Raw genomic sequence first — 19,206 nt, 5'->3', positions numbered from 1 at the left:
GTAACACGATGGAATGAAAAATGCATCGGCTATGTTAGGACCTAAAGAAAAATGGTGAATTTCTCCCGGTTTTTTGATGAAAATAAAGAAAATGTTCAGAACAATGATTTCAAAAAGGAAAGAAAATGATATACTAGACTTCGAGATTGATAATCATTATCACTGATAAGGAATAGATATGAACGGAAAGGAAGAGACTGGTTTTGGGCTCACAATCGAATAAGCAGCTGCCAGCCAAGGACGATGCAATGGATATTGTCACGAAGCCTTTTGGAACAGCAGCTGTTGTCATCATAGGAATCATCGCTTTAGCATTTGGTCTTTTTTTATCGGTATCATTAGGAGCAGCAAATATTCATCTACACACGGTATGGGAAGCCATTTTTCATTTTGATCCACAACAAACTTCACATCAAATCATTCGGGAATTGAGGCTGCCGCGTACAGTTGGGGCTGCACTCGTCGGTGCCTTTTTAGCTGTATCTGGTGCCATTATGCAAGGGATGACAAGAAATGCGCTTGCGTCTCCTGAAATTATGGGTGTGACAAATGGCTCTGCATTTGCGATTGCGATAGCATTTGCATTTTTCCCAGGCCAATCATCTTTCACATTAATTCTTTGGTCATTTGCTGGAGCCGCACTCGGTGCATCTATTGTGTTTGGTGTCGGTACCCTGTCTAAGGGAGGACTAACTCCAGTGAAGCTCGCACTAGCGGGTACGGCGGTTGGAGCTCTTTTAAGCTCGATCTCTTCAGCAATTGCCATTCGGTTTGACGTCGCTCAAGACATGAGTTTTTGGTACGCAGGCGGCGTGGCAGGCTTGAATTGGAGCAACATTCAGGTCGTTATTCCAGTCGCCATCGTAGGGCTTGTGATTGCGATGATCCTTGCTCGCTCGATCACTGTACTGAGCTTAGGTGATGAATTGGCTAAAGGGCTCGGGCAGTATACGAAAACGGTCAAGGTGCTAGGAATATTGGTCGTGATTCTTTTAACCGGTGCTGCTGTGTCAGTGGCAGGCTCAATTGGCTTTATCGGGCTTGTCATTCCCCATGTCACTCGATTCTTGGTCGGAGTGGACTACCGGTGGATCATCCCTTGCTCAGCTATTTTAGGGGCCATCTTGTTAATTTATGCAGACGTTGCTGCAAGACTGGTCAATGCTCCATTTGAAACACCAGTTGGTGCCATTACTGCGATTATAGGCGTTCCTTTCTTCTTATACTTAGCTAGACGTGAAAGGAGCGGAATTTAAATGGAAATGGTGCAGCTGGCAAAGAGAAAGAAATATAAACGAACGATGCTGATGATCTTTTTAGCCATCGTCGTCGTATTTTTGATTAGTTTAAATACCGGAGAAATTCGTATTTCTCCGATAGATACATTGAAAACATTTTTTGGACTCGGAAGTGAAATGGATGAGCTGGTGCTGTTCGAATTTAGACTTCCAAGAATGATCATCGCTTTACTTGTTGGTGCTTCTATTGCTGTTTCAGGAGCTATCTGGCAAGGTGTTTCTCAAAACGGCTTAGCTGATCCTGGTATTCTTGGTGTAAATGCGGGCGCAGGGTTTGCTGTTGTGCTTTTTATCTTTGCATTTCAAGGCACGATGTCGAACTTAGGTCATTTGACGATTTTTGTACTGCCGCTTTTCGCATTTGCAGGTGCAGCCTTTGCTGCATTTCTCATCTATGTGTTAGCGTGGAAAAAAGGCATCACACCTGTTCGCTTGATTTTAACGGGTATTGGCGTCAATGCTGCGTTTTCAGCAGCAATTGTGGTCATTCAATTAAAAATGAGCCCAAATGATTTTAACCAAGCCATTATTTGGTTATCAGGAAGCATTTGGGGCTCAAGCTGGACGTATGTCCTATCAGTTCTGCCATGGATGCTTATTTTCCTTGTGTTAGCGCTTGTGAGAGCACGCTACTTAAATATCATGAATTTAGGTGACCAGCTGTCCTATGGATTAGGGATTTCAGTTCATAAAGAAAGAAGCTTTATGATGCTGATTGCCGTTGCATTAGCAGGTGCAAGTGTCGCTGTTGCAGGTAGTATCTCTTTCTTAGGGTTAGCCGCACCGCACTTGGCGAGAAAGCTTGTTGGACCAAAGCACCAAGGAATGATACCAGCCTCCGCGTTGATTGGCGCACTGTTATTATTACTGGCAGATACACTCGGCCGTGTCATACTTGCACCATCAGAGGTGCCAGTTGGTCTAGTTGTTTCTGCTTTAGGTGCACCTTACTTCATTTACTTATTGATGAAAACGAACTAATGAGGGAGGAGAAAAACATATGAAATCGCTTGAAACAGAAAAGCTATGTATCGGTTATCAGGACCGTTTGATTGTAGAGGATTTAAATATCAGTATCCCAAAAGGCAAGGTGACAACATTGATCGGACCGAATGGGTGCGGGAAATCAACGATTTTAAAAACAATGTCCCGTATCATGAAGTCCAATCAAGGCGCTGTTTACTTAAATGGTCAGGCTATTCATCAAACGCCTACAAAAGAAATTTCAAAACAAATGGCGATTTTACCGCAAACACCCGAAGCACCAAGCGGACTGACAGTGTATGAGCTGGTGTCATATGGACGTTTCCCACATCAAAATGGATTTGGTCGCTTATCAAATGAAGATAAACGAATCATCAGATGGGCACTTGAGGAAACGGGCATGATTGCTTTTCATGACAGACCAATTGAAGCACTTTCTGGTGGACAGCGTCAGCGTGTATGGATTGCAATGGCACTTGCCCAGGAAACAGAACTGCTTCTATTGGATGAGCCGACGACGTATTTGGACCTGGCACATCAGCTCGAGATTCTTCAGCTGCTAGAACGGTTAAACAGAGAACAGGGACGAACTGTGTTGATGGTCATTCATGATTTGAATCATGCGGCACGTTTTTCTCATTACATGATTGCTCTCAATCAAGGAAAAGTCATCAAAGATGGGACGCCTCATGAGGTCATGACCAAAGAGGTGCTTGGTCAGGTATTCCACATTGATGCAGAAATCGTACTTGATCCTAGAACGAATAAGCCGATCTGTTTAACATATGATTTGGTGAACCATGAAAGAAAGCTAGAAGCTGTGAATGGATAATAGAAGTAAAAGGAACTCGGTGGAATAGCCGAGTTTTTTTTGCGTCTCTGAAACTTCCTAGTACCACCATTTTTCCCAGTTGATATTTTTTCGCTTTTATGCAGAAAAGAGGTACTTTTTTACTTTAGACAATGGTAATATACGGTTAGAGATCATAGCTAGAAAGGAAAGAGATGCGTGGAAACAGCAAAAATATTGATTGCAGATGACGAAGAAGCAATTGTCAAAATGGTTGAACGCGTATTAAAAAAAGAAGGTTTCAAGCATATATATAAAGCCTACCATGCAGATGAAGCATTAGATGTTGTCAAAAACGAGGACATCCACCTCTTACTTCTAGATGTGATGATGCCCGGTAAGTCTGGTTTTGATGTTCTTCCTGAAATGAGAAAATATACGAAAGCACCCATTTTCTATTTAACTGCAAGAACGTCTGATGTAGATAAACTGACCGGTTTTGCTCAAGGGGCAGATGATTACATCACAAAGCCATTTAATCCGCTAGAGCTTGTGGCTAGAATTAAGGCTCACTTAAACCGAACATATATCTCTTTAAAGGAAGAGCAAGAAGAGGCTCAAAGTCAATATGAATATGCTCATTTCTCTTATCATCCTCATTCAGCTGAATTGAAAGTAAGAGGAAAGGTGACTGCATGCTCTGCTCAGCTTCTTTCTTTGCTGAAGTACTTTTGTGATCATCCGAATGTGGTTCTTTCAAAAGATCAAATCTATGAGAAAGTATGGGGCGTTCCATCATATGGTGATAACAACACCGTCATGGTTCATATTCGAAAGCTGAGAGAAAAGATCGAGTTAGATCCGAGTCAGCCCGAATATATTGTGACGATCCGTGGAATGGGATATAAATTTATACCACACCCAGTAAAGGTTCATCATTAATTCATGAATTTACGAGCAAAACTTTTCTTTCACTTTGTCGGACAAATGTTTATTGTGATTGCCATTTTGTTAATCGGAAATACGTTCTCTGATAATTTATATTTAAAAAAATACTACGAGAACATGGCTGAAACCGGTTTAACAAAAGCTGATGGAGATACACTCATGAGCTGGCTTTATTTTAACGAGGATGGAGAAATGGAAGCCGATGATCAGCTCAAGCAAGCAGTGAGAAAACGAGACGGCTGGCTGCAAGTGATTGATTCAAAAAAACATAACGTCTATAGCTATCACCGCCCTAAGTCCATTCCAACATCCTATCAAAAGGATGAAATGATCAGGATCTTTGAAAAAAGGCAATATAAAGATTATAAGATGTACTTCTGGCCAATTGAGATTGATCAAAAAAGCTTTATCGTGTTGTATGGGTTTAAAACAAACAGCACAAAGGTAGCCAATTATTTGAAGCAGAACGAGAAAAATTTGGCTGCACTCTCTCAATATTCGGTTGAAACGAAAGAATTCTTGAAGAGAATGAATGGGTCGGTGCACCTGTTCAATGATGAAGGGAAATATTTAAAAGGCATTCGAGCCAATACCAATTTGAAACATGATGTAACAGATGTTGAACTGCTCAAGTATCAATCAAAGCCTTGGGAGTTTAGAAGTGATCTGTCTTATATTAGAGTGAATAAAAATCTGTATATCATTATTTCTGTACCAAATAAAGTATACAGCCCAGATGGATTATACGATAAAGAAACAGACGCTTTAAATCAATATACAACCATTTTAATTGCAGGTCTTGTGATTACGGTTATTATCGTCATGACATTATGGTACTCGTATCGCTATGGTCTGCCGATCTATCACATTATCCGCTGGCTGATTTTCTTATCTAGAAATAAATTACAGGAACCAACAAATAGAAAAGGGATTCCAATCAGTAAAAATAAAAAAGGTCGTATTAAGCGGGAATACCGATTATTTGAGGATATCCTAAAAACAATGGATCAGCTCACGCTTACATTAAAAGAGAATGAAGCAAACCGAAGAAAAATTCAAACCACAAGAGAAGAATGGATTGCAGGATTGTCTCATGATTTGAAAACACCTCTTAGTACCATTTACGGCTACGGGCTCATGCTTGAATCTGATCAATATCAATGGTCCAAGGAAGAAGTCATGGAAATGGGACAGGTGATTCGTGAGAAATCAGAATACATGTCGACCTTGATTGAAGATTTAAATCTCACGTATCGATTGAAAAATGGTGCCTTGCCTATTAATCGAAAGCCGGTCGAGCTGGATGAGTTTTTAGGCTCTATAATGGACGAGTTTTCAAGAAGCTCTTTTTCTGAGGATTTTTCAACCTCTTTTGAAAATCAAACAAACGGTGTCATCTTTGAGATCGACAAAGCTTGGTTCAGACGAGTGATTGAGAACCTGCTGGCGAATGCAGTCAAGCATAACCCAAAGGGCACGCATATTACAGCTGTTTTGTCTGAAACAGATGAAGAAGTTCGAATCGAAATGAAAGACAACGGATGCGGAATGGCACAAGAAACGGTCGATCACTTATTTAACCGCTACTATAGAGGGACAAATACAAATGACCCAACGAATGGAACAGGACTTGGTCTGGCAATAGCAAAAGAGCTTGTCTTACTGCATGACGGTGATATTCAAGTGGAAAGTGAACCTGGTGCTGGAACAACTATTGCGATTATCCTAAAAAAATCACCCCCTGTAAAATAGCCAAAAAACGATTTTCCTTTCTGAAGGAGATCGTTTTTTCCTATTTTAGGATTGAAATCAACTTTGTAAACGATTACAATTAAATTGTTAACGTGAACAAATCATTTTCATACGATAAGAGGGATGGGGGAATTTGATGAAAGCCTTTTTAGATGAGCAGTTTTTACTAAACAGTCCAACGGCGGAAAAGTTATACCATGAGTTTGCAAAGGATCTTCCAATCATAGATTACCATTGCCATTTAAGTCCTAAAGACATCTATGAAAATAAAACCTTCCGAAATATCACTGAGGCATGGCTTTATGGAGATCATTACAAATGGCGGGCCATGAGAGCAAATGGCATTCCTGAAACGCACGTCACGGGTGATGCATCTGATGATGATAAATTTTTGGCGTGGGCGAAGACCGTCCCTATGACCATAGGAAATCCGCTCTATCACTGGACCCATCTAGAGCTGAGAAGGTATTTCGAAGTCGAAGACCTATTAAATGAAAAAAATGCAGATATCATTTGGCAGAAAGTCAATGAAAAGCTGCAAGGAGAGGGATTTGGGGCGAGAGACTTCATCATGAAATCAAACGTTGAAACCGTTGTGACAACAGATGATCCGGTCGATTCACTTCAATATCATCAAAAACTGCGGGAAGAGGGATTCTCTGTACAAGTGCTACCAGGGTTTCGACCTGATAAAGCTCTAGATATAGCGAATGATCTGTTTGAAAAATATGTTCATGAGCTGGCAGAGGCTTCAGCTATTCCAATACAATCCTACCAAGACTTCTTACATGCCCTCCGAGCGAGAATTGATTTTTTCCATGAACACGGCTGCTTGATCTCGGATCATGCTATTAATGAAATGACATATGAAGAAACGACACAAGAAGAAGTGGAGACTATCTTTCATAAAAGAATGTCTGGTCATCCATTGACGGAAAAAGAGAAGATCAAATTTAAAACAGAGACATTCATTATGCTAGGTCAGGCTTACTGTGAGCGTGGCTGGGCAATGCAGCTTCATATCAATGCACTTAGAAATAACAATACGAAAATGTTTGAGCGGCTCGGACCAGATACGGGGTACGATGCGATGAATGACGAAGACATTGCAAAGCCGCTTTGCCGCATATTAGATCGTTTAGAACAAAAAGATGCATTGCCAAACACGATTCTGTATTCCTTGAATCCAAGGGACAATGTCGTGATATCAACATTGGCTGGAAGCTTTCAAGACGGGAAGACACCGGGGAAGATGCAGCACGGCACAGCCTGGTGGTTTAATGATACGAAACAAGGAATGACAGAGCAGATGATGGCTCTTTCCAGTATCGGACTGATCAGCCGTTTTATCGGAATGCTGACTGATTCAAGAAGCTTTTTGTCCTATACAAGGCATGAATATTTCCGAAGGCTGCTTTGTGATATTATCGGGGATTGGGTAGAAAAAGGAGAAGTCCCCTATGACCTTGAGCTGCTAGGGGGCATTGTGAAAGGTATCAGCTATGAAAATGCCAAGCAATATTTTCAATTTGACCGGGCAAAGCAGCTCTATCATCAAAGTAAAACCACATGAAGATTAAGGCAAGAAAATGAAAGCGGTTTTATGATAAGATGGAAAAAAATCATAAAAGGCGGAATAGCATGACAGTCACAATTAAAGACATAGCAAAATTGGCAAATGTCTCTCATACCACAGTATCAAGGGCTTTGAATAACAGTCCTTTTATTAAAGAGAAGACAAAACAAAAGATTTTGTCGATTGCAAAACAGCTGAATTATTCACCAAATGTCCATGCCAGAGGCCTTGTATCACAAAAATCGTTTACAATCGGTCTGTTTTTTACGAGTTTAACAGAAGGCACATCCTCAAGCTTCTTTGTGGATGCCTTAAAAGGCGTCAATAGCGTCATGACAGAGCATTACAATTTGTTTGTTAGGGGTATTGACGATTTTCACGATTACACAACCATTCATAAGCAGCGCTACGATGGCATTTTGCTGATGAGCCAAAGTGAGCACGATGAAGCGTTTATCCATCATGTCAAGAAACAGGGCATTCCAATCATTGTGCTGAACCGCCGTGTAGAAAGTAATGAAGTGATGAATATATTAGCAGATGATAGTCAAGGAGCATACCAGGCAGCGCACTATTTCATTCAGCAAGGCCATCAACAAATCGCCATCATTGAAGGAAAAGAAGGCTTTAAATCGACTCAGGAGAGAAAAGCTGGTTTTCTCCAAGCGTTAATTGATCACCATATTCCTATGAAAAAAGAATATATGATCGCGGGTGACTACCATATGAAAAGCGGCTATGAATCAATGGAATTCCTGCTGACCCTTGATCATCCGCCAACAGCGCTTTTTTGCTCTAATGATGACATGGCCATTGGTGCGATGAATGCTTTATATGCAAAGGGAAAGACGTGCCCGGGCGATGTCTCTATTATCGGTTTTGATGATATTGCATTTTCATCCTATACCACGCCTGCACTGACAACGGTGAAAAAGCCAATCGAAAAAATGTGTGCACTTGGAGCAGAGGCCATCCTATCCGTCATTAACGGTGAAAAGCAAGAAGAAGATCATATGGAAAAAGTGTATGTCCACACAGAGCTGATGATTAGAGATTCAGTCAAAAAGATGCAGTAATCAGCATCTTTTATAGAGGAATGTTCACGTGTGCATAAATTACAGAGAGGAGAATTCATTTGAAACGTTTATCAAAAACCATATATCCGGTGCCTGAGTATCCTGAAACGATTTTGCAGATCGGTGAAGGGAATTTTATGCGAGGCTTTATTAATTGGCACATTCAAAAGCTGAACGACTGCACAGATTTTAAAGGAAGAGCTGTAGTTGTTCCTCCGAGAAAAGGATCTGTTGCAGCTTTAAATGAACAAGATGGCTTATACACTTTATGTATACAGGGCTATCATGACCAGGAAGAAATGAATGAGCGCATGATCATTCAATCGATCAGCAGAGGAATCAGTACGTATACGGATTATGATGTTTTTTTACAAGTAGCTGAAAACCCCGATCTTCGCTTTGTCTTCTCAAACACGACAGAGGCAGGACTTATGTTCAGCAAGGCCGATCGCTTGGAGGATCGACCGCAAGCTAGTTTTCCAGGAAAGCTGACGGCGTTCCTATATCACAGGTTTAAAGCATTTGCTGATGATGACCAAAAAGGGCTGATCATCCTTCCATGTGAACTGGTCGAACATAACGGTGATCGCTTGAAGGAATATGTGATAGACATGGCAGCTGAGTGGGGTCTGCCGCTTACATTTATCACATGGATCAAGGAAGCCAATACGTTTTGTAATACGCTTGTGGATCGGATTGTTCCTGGGTTTTCTAAGGAAGCAGCTGAAATTGTCCAAAAGGAAGAGGGATACATCGACGAGTTGCTTGTCACGGCAGAATACTATCACCTCTTTGTTATTGAAGCACCTGCCTTCGTACAAAAAGAGCTTCCCTTTCAAGAAGCAGGTTTAAATGTCCTTTTTGTAGAGGATATTGCGCCTTATCGCATGAGCAAGGTACGGATTTTAAATGGTGCTCATACAGCAATGGTGCCAATCGCTTACTCATGCGGGGTAGAAACTGTAAAAGAAGCTGTGGATGATGAGGATGTCGGCACGTTCATCCGGCGGCTGCTGGAGGAGGAAGTACTGCCAGGGCTTGAGCTCTCTCGAGATGAGCTTCTTCTTTATACACAATCGGTTTGGGATCGCTTTTGCAATCCATTTGTGAAGCATCAATTGCTGGATATTGCGCTTAATGGTGTATCTAAGTTTCGAACCCGTATTCTTCCGTCATTGCTCGATTATGTTGAGCGAAAGAAACAGCTGCCAATGAAACTCGTGTTTTCACTCAGCAGCCTCATTTATTTTTACAGAGCACATGCAGAAAAGATTAAGGATGATGAGACTGTACTGGCATTCATGAAGGAAGCCTTTGAAGAAGAGAACCAATCTAATGAAACGATTGCAGCAAAGATTCTATCATGTGAGAAATTATGGGGGAGAAATTTAACGGATATAAATGATTTGGTTCACGCTGTAGCTGATCAGCTTACCCTCATAAAGGAGCAAGGGATGAGAGCGGCTGTTCAACGAATGCTACAACATCAATATGAAAGTCAGGGGGAGAAGGCATGAAAGATTTTATTGTGATTCACCCTTCAGATAATGTCGGTATTGCTTTAAAAGTACTTGAACAAGGGAAGGAGCTACATCATCAAGATCATTCCGTTATTTTAAAAGAGACCATCGCCAAAGGTCATAAGTTTGCATTGGCTGATATCAAGCAAAGAGAGAATGTCATGAAATACGGTTACCCTATTGGGCATGCAACGACTGCCATTTCTGCTGGAGAGTGGGTGCATACACATAACATCAAAACCAATTTATCAGGCAAGCTCGATTATGAATACGAGCCTTCTTTTACAAATAACCCCTATGAAAAAAAGAACCTTACATTTAAAGGATATAAACGAAAAAATGGGGAAAGCGGGATTCGAAATGAGCTTTGGATTGTCCCAACCGTCGGATGCGTAAATGGCATCGCCGATCAAATCATTCAAATTTTTACCGCTGAAATGGGCGGAAGCATCCATCCGTTTGAAACAGCTCTCGTGTTAAAGCACAATTACGGATGCTCACAGCTTGGGGACGATCATGAGAATACAAAAACCATTTTACAAAATGCCGTGAAGCATCCCAATGCTGGAGGAGTGCTTGTCCTCGGACTTGGTTGTGAAAATAACGATATTGACCATTTTCAGTCTACATTAGGTGATTATGACCGTGAGAGAGTGAAATTTTTAAGAAGCCAAGAAGTAGGAGATGAGATTGAGACGGGAGTTGCTTTACTCAAGGAAATTTATGAGGCAGCGAAAGAAGATCACCGTGAAGAAATCCCGTTATCTGAGCTGAAAATCGGCTTGAAGTGCGGGGGATCAGATGGATTCTCCGGAATTACCGCAAATCCGCTTTTAGGAAGGCTGTCCGATTTTATTGTTGCTCAAGGCGGCACGACAGTGTTAACTGAAGTGCCCGAAATGTTTGGAGCAGAAACGATTTTAATGGAGAGAGCGGAATCAGAAGCGACTTTCGACAATATTGTGCAAATGATCAATGACTTTAAACAATACTTCATGGATCATCAACAGCCAGTATATGAAAATCCTTCCCCGGGAAATAAAGCAGGTGGAATTTCGACATTAGAGGATAAATCTCTCGGTTGTACACAAAAAGCAGGAACTTCTGACATTCAAGATGTATTGAAATATGGGGAATTGCTGAAGCGAAAGGGTTTAAATTTGTTAAGTGCCCCGGGAAATGATTTGGTTGCTTCATCTGCTCTTGCCGCTTCTGGCTGTCAGTTGGTTCTTTTTACAACAGGTAGAGGGACACCATTCGGCACGTTTGTCCCAACAATGAAAGTCTCGACGAATACAGCCTTATATGAAACAAAAAAACATTGGATTGACTTTAATGCGGGAGAATTGCTTGAAGATGTACCAGAAGATATTGTGTTAGAAAAATTCATTTCAACGGTCATTGATGTGGCGAGCGGAAAGCTATTAAATCATGAAAAAAACAATTTTAGAGAGCTGGCTATTTTCAAAACAGGTGTCACACTTTAAGGCGACTGGGGGATCATAATGTGTCTAGAAAACGGGATTTGATGTATATCACAGCAGGAACGGTACTTACGGGGATTGGACTCACTCGTTTAGCAAGGCAAGGGAAGAAAGACAAAGAAGCAAACGGAATCCATCAAGTGTTAAAACAGATAAAAGCACCGCTGTTCCCTGATCGTGAATTTAATGTGGTTCATTATGGTGCAGATGCAAAAGGAATCGAGCTTTCAACAGATGCGATCCAGTCTGCCATTGATGATGCGCACCGTTTGAAAGGGGGACGTGTGCTGATTCCGGAAGGGACGTTTGTGACAGGTGCGCTAGAATTGAAGAGTCATGTAGAATTGCATTTGCATGAGAAAGCGTATGTGACATTCAGCCAAAACCCAAAGGATTATCTGCCGCTTGTCCTGACAAGATATGAAGGGGTTGAGCTTTATAATTATTCACCTCTCATTTATGCACACCATGCAGAAAACATCGCCATTACTGGAGCTGGAACGCTTGATGGCGGAGGGGATGAGCATCATTGGTGGCCTTGGAAATATGGCACGAATGGCCAGCCTTCTCAAGATCGGGATCGTCAGCTTCTATTTGAGATGGCTGAAAAGAGAATACCAGTAGAAGAAAGAGAGTTTGGAGAAGGGCATTATTTAAGATCAAGCTTTATCCAGCCCTACCAATGTCAGCAAGTTCTTATTGAGGGAGTGACAGTGAAGGATTCACCGATGTGGCAAATTCACCCTGTACTGAGTGAACATGTGATTGTCCGTGGAGTCCATATTATTGGGCATGGACCAAACACAGATGGTGTCAATCCGGAATCTTGCCGGAATGTGCTCATTGAAGATTGTTATTTTGATAATGGCGACGATTGTATTGCCATTAAATCTGGAAGGAACGAGGACGGACGGAGAATAGGGGTTCCGTCTGAAAACATTGTCATTCGTAGAAATGAGATGCGTGATGGACACGGCGGAGTGACGATTGGGAGTGAAATCTCTGGCGGGGTAAGGTATGTCTATGCAGAGAATAATGTAATGGATAGTCCGAACCTTGACCGGGCACTGCGTATTAAAACCAACTCTGTCAGAGGCGGGACCATTGAACATATTTACTTTAAAAACAACACAGTCAAAAGCCTAAAGCATGAAGTGATCTGTATCGACATGATGTATGAGGAAGGGGATGCGGGTCCACATCGTCCTGTTGTACGTCATATTGAAGTAGAAGGATTGAAAAGCAGCGGCGGAAGATATGGTGTGAAAATAGCCGCCTATCCACATTCTCCTGTGACCCATTTCAACATGAAAAATTGTGTCATAGATCATGTGACGTATCCGCTTTCTTTGGAGCATGCAGTAGCGCCTTCTTTTCAGAAAGTCGTCATCAATGGGGAACAAATTAATAAATAGATGGGTGAAAAACAGTCTTTTTAAAGGCTGTTTTTCTTATATCAGAACGAAAAAGACGCTTTTAGAAATCACATATACAACCTATCTGCACTGTAGTATAATATTCCCGAAATTAGAAAAGAATTGACGGAAGAGATTTCGTCAAGCAGTACATAAATCAGGGGGTTCATTCATGAAAAAGTTAACGGCCATTTGGCTATCGCTCCTGCTTGTGATGGGTGTTTTAGCAGGATGTGCAGGTGCTGAAACAGACCATAAAGCAAAGAGTTCACAAAATAACGAAACAGCGGCTGCGGCATTTCCTGTCTCGATTAAAGATGCAGCTGGTAAAACAGTCGACATCAAAGAACAGCCTAAACGAATTGTTTCATTAATTCCAAGTAATACAGAAGTTGCCTATGCGCTTGGTCTTGGAGATAAAATGGTTGGACGATCTGATTTTGACAATTATCCAAAGGAAGTTGAAAAGGTAGAGAAAATTGGCGGACTTGAATTCAATGTCGAGAAGGTGATTTCCTTAAAACCTGATCTGGTACTAGCTCATGCCTCGCAGATGGGATCAAAAGATGGATTTAAACAGCTAGAGGATGCAGGGATTCAAGTACTGACTGTAAATGATGCCACTTCCTTTAAGGATGTGTACAAATCGATCAATATGATCGGTGAAGCAACAGGTGCAAAAGAAGCATCAACAAAGCTTGTAGACGAAATGAAAGCAAAATTGAATAACATCAAGAAACAAGCAGAGGCGATCTCTAAAGACAAACAAAAAACAGTCTTTGTTGAGGTATCAGGTACTCCTGAAATTTATACAACAGGAACTCATACATTTATGGACGAAATGCTTTCTGTGATCCATGCGAAAAATGCTGCTGGTGATCAAACTGGCTGGGTGCAAATGACAGAAGAATCGATTATCAAACGAAACCCCGACGTAATCGTCACAATTGATGGTACCAGTTTAGCTGATCTGAAAAAGAGAGACGGCTGGAATGCGATCAAAGCAGTGAAGGAAAAACAAGTCTTTCAATTGAATACGGATCTCGCATCAAGACCGGGACCGCGATTGGTTGAAGGAGTCGAGGCTCTTGCGAAAAGCATCTATCCTGACACATTCAAATAAATTCATCATCGCATACACACTAAGTGCTTTACTTCTTGTGGTGAGCATTGGAATGGGAATCTCCTTTGGAAGCTTAGGGATTCCCATTCCTTCTATTCTCCGTATATTTGTTCACGAACTATTCGGTGTGCAGATAGGCACAATAGATTCAATTGATCGCAATATTATGATGAATATCCGGCTGCCAAGAGTGATATTAGCGGCGCTAGTCGGAGCAGCGCTGGCGTTATCTGGAGCAGCTTTTCAAGGCTTATTAAAAAATCCTCTTGCTGACCCATATACACTGGGGGTATCTCAAGGTGCATCAGTTGGAGCTGTCGCGACCCTATTTTTCAGTTTGCAGCTCCCTTTGCTCGGCAGTTTCACACTGCCTTTTTTCAGTATGACAACAGCACTTGTGACCTTATGTCTCGTCCTCTTTTTTGCACGTCTTGTTCATCGGGGGATGAGCATCTCCTCGTTAATTTTAACAGGGGTGATTTTCAGTTCTTTTTTGGGCGCGCTTATTTCATTGATGATTGCTTTAACGGGTGATGATCTAAAAGAGATTATTCATTGGCTTCTTGGCAGTGTGTCCATGAGGGGCTGGCGCTATATTGTGCTTTTCCTTCCTTTCTTTCTGATTGGGACCTTTGCATTAATGCTGATGGGGAGAGATTTGAATGTTATGACGTATGGCGAGGAGAAGGCAAAGCTATTAGGTGTACATGTGAAAAGGAGCAAATATATCGTGCTGCTTGCTGGATCAATTCTGACTGGAAGTGCGGTAGCGGTATCAGGAACGATCGGATTTGTGGGACTTGTGATTCCGCATTTTATTCGCCTCTTAGCTATCACAGACCACCGGCACCTCCTGCCTTTGTCTATGCTGAATGGCGCTTCCTTTCTTGTTTTAGCAGATGTGTTATCGCGTACGATCATTGAGCCGACTGAATTACCGATCGGCATCATCACAGCGTTAATTGGTGCCCCTGTATTCGGCATCATCCTCATTCGTAAATATAGAGGAGGGACTCATCTATGATTCAAGTGAAGGAAATTAAAGGTGGATATGGAGAGAAAGAGGTCATACGCGGCATCAGTCTTGAGGTAAAGCAAGGCGAATTTCTCGGTATACTTGGTCCAAATGGAAGCGGGAAGTCGACTTTGCTTAAAATGATCTCTGGGCTGCTGGAACCTGACAGTGGTGAGGTACGCCTGAGCGGTCAACTGATTCAATCTTACCGTCCAAAGGCACTTGCACAAAAAATGGCTGTTCTACCGCAGAAAACGGACCAAGCCTTCTCATTTACAGTGGAAGAAACGGTTCAATTCGGTCGTTATCCATATCAAAAAGGATGGCTGCAATCTGTTACACGAGAAGATATGCAGATCATCAACAAAGTAATGGAACAAACGGATGTTGCACAATTTAAGGATCAATCCATTCATGAGCTAAGCGGGGGAGAACAGCAGCGTGTGTACTTGGCACAGGCATTAGCCCAGCAGCCTGACTATTTATTGCTGGATGAACCAACCAGTTTTCTTGATTTGGCTTATCAAAAAGGCTTGCTTGATTTAATTAAAGAAGAGACCACTTCCTCTAGGCTGACGGTAATCGGTGTGCTTCATGATGTGAACATCGCCAGTTTGTATTGTGATCGGCTGCTCCTGCTTGATGAAGGAAAGGCAGAGATGGCAGGGCTGCCGCATCACGTCTTGACGCCTGAGCGAATCAACCGTGTATATGAAACAAATGTAACACCGCTCCAACATCCGCGAAGGGCAAACCCTCAGGTGATCATTGAGCCTGCGGGGGCTTCTGTAGCATCAAATGCAAAGTTAGCAGATGGCTGGAAAACGCATGGCGGAGAAGGAATGACGTTTTCCCTCAAACAGCCGCTTCGCATCCTTTCCTCACATCAGAAAAAGGGCGGCTTCTTTTGGAAAAGGTCTCTTGGAACGGGAAGTGAGATGCTTCGAGATGAGCTGGAAGATCGGGAAGGACTATTGTTTTACGACCAAGCAAGTGGACCAAAACAATTTGCTGCTGAAGACACAGACGACGACATGGTGCTTTACGGCATGCGTCATCAAGGAGAGCTGACCATTTGGCTTGTACTGAAAGAGTCTATATCAGACGGAGCGTCTGTTCAGCTTGTGGGGCAGCTTGTCCATATGATGAAACAGGAGACGAGCATGTCCATTCATCATCTTTGTATCGCTGCTGCGGGTATGCAAGAAACAGAAGATGATGAGCATTTACACGAAAGATTAAAGCAGAAAGTGCACCGTCTTCTTTATTCATTAAATGCCATTTGAAAGTGAACCAAAGGGTTCGCTTTTTTTGTTTATGATGCGATGAACATCACAGTGCTTTAGTTAAACAAATACATCCTTTTCACTTCAGGTTATACTAAAAGGACAAAGCAATAGAGAAGGAGGAACACCAATGAAACTTTATACAAAAACAGGGGATCAAGGTCAAACAGGCTTGATCGGCGGGAGAGCCGATAAGGATGATGTGAGAGTAGAGGCTTACGGCACGTTAGATGAGGCGAATAGCTTTATTGGACTCGCACATGCAAAATTACGTCAGCATGGCGAATTGTTTCAAGACATTTTGTCAGAGCTGATTGTGATACAGCACGAGCTGTTTGACTGCGGCGGTGATTTAGCAGCAGTGAAACCACCGAAAGAAGGTAAATTAACGGAAGCGTCTGTAGCAGTCCTTGAGCAAAGAATGGATGTCTATGTAGAAGAAGCCGCGCCGCTCACGAAGTTTATTTTACCGGGCGGCCAGGAAGGCGCAGCTCTCTTACATGTGGCGCGGACAGTCGTCAGAAGAGCAGAGCGGCATATGGTGACGCTTGCGAAGCAGGAGAAGATTCCATCAGTTGCGCTCACATATGTAAACCGGCTATCTGACTATTTATTTGCAGCCGCCCGAATCGTGAATCATCGACTCGGTGAAGCGGATGTTGAATATGAACGAAGTGCAAACGTATTTCGGTCTAAATAAAGAAAAGCACTCTTCTCATTGAAGAGTGCTTTTTTATTGGATTCTACCGCTCAGTCTGAGCGAAGTTACGACTCTGGTCGCAATGAAAGATCAATCTGCGACACGTTTTGCCAGCTTTCTTTTTTGACTATAGTAAAAGCAAGGAGCAAGAAAGGAGGCATGAAGATGAAAATAACAAGTAAAACCATCATCGGTTCGATTTTAATGTTTGTCGGTCTATCCATCTTCTTCGGTGGTTCACTAGGAGGGCTGATCCCGATTCTGATTGGGGCGTGGCTCATCTATGTAGGTGTAAAGAAATATGAGCAAGGCAGTAAAACCTTCGGCGTCATTCTAGCAGTCATTGGTGTCATGATCGTTGTGCAAGCTCTGCCATTTATCCTTGGAATCGCACTAGCTGGGGGGCTTCTCTACTTCGGCTGGACGATGATCAATGGTGAAGTGGCAAAAGGATCATCAAGCAGATCATATATGGAGCCAAACACGTCCCCGAAAATGGAAGAACCTATGCATACGTCATTTGATCAAGAATGGGAAGACTTTTTAAAGAAAAAATAAGAGGAGGAAATTCAAATGGTATTTAGAAGAATGAGAGATATGTTTGTTGCAACGGTCAATGAGGGCTTAGATAAAATGGAGAACCCGCGTGTCATGCTAAATCAGTACGTTCGTGATATGGAGGACGATATTGCCAAAGCGAAACATGCGATCATCAAACAGCAAACGATTCAACAAGGTTTCCTGCGCAAAGCAGAAGAGACGGAAGCATTTGCTGAAAAAAGAAAGAAGCAGGCTGAGCTGGCATTTCACGCAGGAGAAGAAGAGTTAGCTCGAAAAGCGCTCACAGAAATGAAGTATTTTGAAGAAAAGCATTTGGAATATCAGGAAGCTTATCAGCAATCTGTGAAACAACTAAAGGAGCTAAAAGAGCAATTGCAGCAGTTAGAAACGAAGCTGCGTGATATTAAAGACAAGAAGCAGGCGCTCATAGCAAGAGCAAATGCCGCACAGGCAAAGCAGCATATGAACGAATCTATGAATAAAGTAGATAGTGAAAGTGCATATAAAGAATTTCTTCGAATGGAGAACCGTATCGAAGAAATGGAGACAAAAGCAGGCAGCTATGCACAATTTGCAGATCAAGGGGCATATGCTCACCTAGACTATGCAGATGAGGTTGAAAAAGAATGGCAAAAGCTCAAGCTGGAGAAGAAGCCTGAGCAGCAGCAAGCAAACTAAGAAATCAGAGACAGGTCGGAAGAAAAGCAGGATTTTTCTTCCGATATTTGATTTCTTTCTGTTTCGCTTTTCCTTATAATGAAAAGGTCAGAAGATAAAGGGATGGTATGAATGAAGCGATTAATTGGTCTAATTTGTATACTCGTAGGTGTCTTTTTAATGATTGGGATGCTTTTCAAAAACGAAAATCTCTTTCATTTGAGTTTCTCCCGTGAAAAACCAGTCACAACAGCTTCAGCGAAAAAAGATGAAATTGATCAATTAGATATTTCTCTTTCTGGATTTCGCGTGAAGGTACAGCCTGAAAATCGTTCCGATATTTCCGTGATGGTCGTAGGTGGAAAAGGGAAAATGTATGCGGAACAAACAGGTAGTACATTTAACATCCGTGCTGAAAATAAAGGATTCTTGTTTTTCACTTCATTTGAAAAAGGAGAACTCTTAGTCAAAATGCCAACAGATTATCATAAAAATGTGAAGATTACGGGTGGAAGCGGGGTCAGTGAGATTGACGGCGAAGGGAAGCTGGCACTTGAAGATGTGATCCTCAAATCAACAAGCGGAAACCTCAATGCCGAGAATTTCTCAGCAAACAATGTCGAAATCAAAGCGACATCTGGCAGACTCTCTGTGTCTCACATCGATGCGAAAAATAGCGATATTGGAGCAACCTCAGGGCGTGCCGATATTAAAGATGTCAAAGGGGAAATGCAGCTAGAAATGACGAGTGGTAGATTGACGGCAAGCTTTGATACCATTGAATCACCTGTCTCCTTTCACATGACATCAGGCAGCGCAAAATTTAACCTGCCGGATGAAGGAGATTTTAACGTCCAAGTGAAAAAAACAAGTGGAAGTGTCGATCACACCTATCACTTTGATCAAGCAGACAGTGAAGGTCGAGGCTTTACAGGCACGCGGGGAAAAGGGACACACTTAGTCGATATTGAAATGACAAGTGGAAACTTAAAGCTGCGGTAATGAACGAAACAAAGGAAGG

Annotated in this window: 17 protein-coding genes; all 17 read left to right on the top strand. The window is 42.1% G+C overall.

Annotation, left to right across the window (positions count from 1 at the left end; translation table 11 throughout):
* The first annotated feature begins 203 nt into the window (after window positions 1-203).
* The 17 genes from MHI16_RS15450 to MHI16_RS15370 all read left to right on the top strand — a co-directional run bounded on the left by MHI16_RS15450 (window position 204) and on the right by MHI16_RS15370 (window position 19,187).
* Window positions 204-1,256, top strand: a complete 1,053-nt coding sequence (locus MHI16_RS15450; protein ID WP_058013696.1) for an iron ABC transporter permease — start codon at window positions 204-206, stop codon at window positions 1,254-1,256.
* Window positions 1,257-2,279 (top strand): iron ABC transporter permease, encoded by a 1,023-nt coding sequence (locus tag MHI16_RS15445; RefSeq protein WP_342498004.1) that lies wholly within the window; start codon window positions 1,257-1,259, stop codon window positions 2,277-2,279.
* Window positions 2,280-2,298: 19 nt separating this feature from the next.
* Window positions 2,299-3,114, top strand: coding sequence for an ABC transporter ATP-binding protein (locus MHI16_RS15440; protein ID WP_058013698.1), 816 nt, complete (start codon window positions 2,299-2,301; stop codon window positions 3,112-3,114).
* 177 nt (window positions 3,115-3,291) lie between these two features.
* Window positions 3,292-4,014 (top strand): response regulator transcription factor, encoded by a 723-nt coding sequence (locus MHI16_RS15435; protein ID WP_058013699.1) that lies wholly within the window; start codon window positions 3,292-3,294, stop codon window positions 4,012-4,014.
* 3 nt (window positions 4,015-4,017) lie between these two features.
* Window positions 4,018-5,772, top strand: coding sequence for a HAMP domain-containing sensor histidine kinase (locus MHI16_RS15430; protein WP_058013700.1), 1,755 nt, complete (start codon window positions 4,018-4,020; stop codon window positions 5,770-5,772).
* Between the two features lie 136 nt (window positions 5,773-5,908).
* On the top strand, window positions 5,909-7,345 hold the full coding sequence (gene uxaC / locus MHI16_RS15425) for a glucuronate isomerase (RefSeq protein WP_058013701.1): 1,437 nt from the start codon (window positions 5,909-5,911) through the stop codon (window positions 7,343-7,345).
* Between the two features lie 68 nt (window positions 7,346-7,413).
* Window positions 7,414-8,424, top strand: coding sequence for a LacI family DNA-binding transcriptional regulator (locus MHI16_RS15420; protein ID WP_342498003.1), 1,011 nt, complete (start codon window positions 7,414-7,416; stop codon window positions 8,422-8,424).
* A 59-nt stretch (window positions 8,425-8,483) separates the two neighbouring features.
* Window positions 8,484-9,941 carry a tagaturonate reductase gene (locus MHI16_RS15415; protein WP_342498002.1) on the top strand — a complete coding sequence of 486 codons (1,458 nt, stop codon included), beginning with the start codon at window positions 8,484-8,486 and terminating at the stop codon, window positions 9,939-9,941.
* A complete protein-coding gene (locus MHI16_RS15410; RefSeq protein WP_342498001.1) occupies window positions 9,938-11,431 on the top strand; it encodes an altronate dehydratase family protein in 1,494 nt (497 codons plus the stop codon). Before MHI16_RS15415 ends, MHI16_RS15410 begins: the two co-directional genes overlap by 4 nt.
* A gap of 20 nt (window positions 11,432-11,451) precedes the next feature.
* Window positions 11,452-12,843, top strand: a complete 1,392-nt coding sequence (locus MHI16_RS15405) for a glycoside hydrolase family 28 protein (protein ID WP_342498000.1) — start codon at window positions 11,452-11,454, stop codon at window positions 12,841-12,843.
* Between the two features lie 172 nt (window positions 12,844-13,015).
* Window positions 13,016-13,966 (top strand): ABC transporter substrate-binding protein, encoded by a 951-nt coding sequence (locus tag MHI16_RS15400; protein ID WP_061409580.1) that lies wholly within the window; start codon window positions 13,016-13,018, stop codon window positions 13,964-13,966.
* On the top strand, window positions 13,932-14,990 hold the full coding sequence (locus tag MHI16_RS15395; protein ID WP_268466680.1) for an iron ABC transporter permease: 1,059 nt from the start codon (window positions 13,932-13,934) through the stop codon (window positions 14,988-14,990). Before MHI16_RS15400 ends, MHI16_RS15395 begins: the two co-directional genes overlap by 35 nt.
* On the top strand, window positions 14,987-16,267 hold the full coding sequence (locus MHI16_RS15390) for a heme ABC transporter ATP-binding protein (protein WP_342497999.1): 1,281 nt from the start codon (window positions 14,987-14,989) through the stop codon (window positions 16,265-16,267). The genes MHI16_RS15395 and MHI16_RS15390 overlap by 4 nt, the downstream gene beginning before the upstream one ends.
* A 130-nt stretch (window positions 16,268-16,397) precedes the next feature.
* Window positions 16,398-16,967 (top strand): cob(I)yrinic acid a,c-diamide adenosyltransferase, encoded by a 570-nt coding sequence (locus MHI16_RS15385; protein ID WP_144461819.1) that lies wholly within the window; start codon window positions 16,398-16,400, stop codon window positions 16,965-16,967.
* A gap of 165 nt (window positions 16,968-17,132) precedes the next feature.
* Window positions 17,133-17,525 carry a hypothetical protein gene (locus MHI16_RS15380; protein ID WP_058013710.1) on the top strand — a complete coding sequence of 131 codons (393 nt, stop codon included), beginning with the start codon at window positions 17,133-17,135 and terminating at the stop codon, window positions 17,523-17,525.
* 15 nt (window positions 17,526-17,540) lie between these two features.
* Window positions 17,541-18,206, top strand: coding sequence for a PspA/IM30 family protein (locus tag MHI16_RS15375; RefSeq protein WP_061409571.1), 666 nt, complete (start codon window positions 17,541-17,543; stop codon window positions 18,204-18,206).
* A gap of 111 nt (window positions 18,207-18,317) precedes the next feature.
* Window positions 18,318-19,187 carry a DUF4097 domain-containing protein gene (locus MHI16_RS15370; RefSeq protein WP_144461822.1) on the top strand — a complete coding sequence of 290 codons (870 nt, stop codon included), beginning with the start codon at window positions 18,318-18,320 and terminating at the stop codon, window positions 19,185-19,187.
* The last annotated feature ends 19 nt before the right edge of the window (window positions 19,188-19,206 follow it).

The organism is Bacillus sp. FSL K6-0923 (genome assembly GCF_038630825.1).
Classification (GTDB): domain Bacteria; phylum Bacillota; class Bacilli; order Bacillales; family Bacillaceae; genus Bacillus; species Bacillus pumilus.
This window is presented reverse-complemented; position numbering and strand designations above follow the sequence as displayed.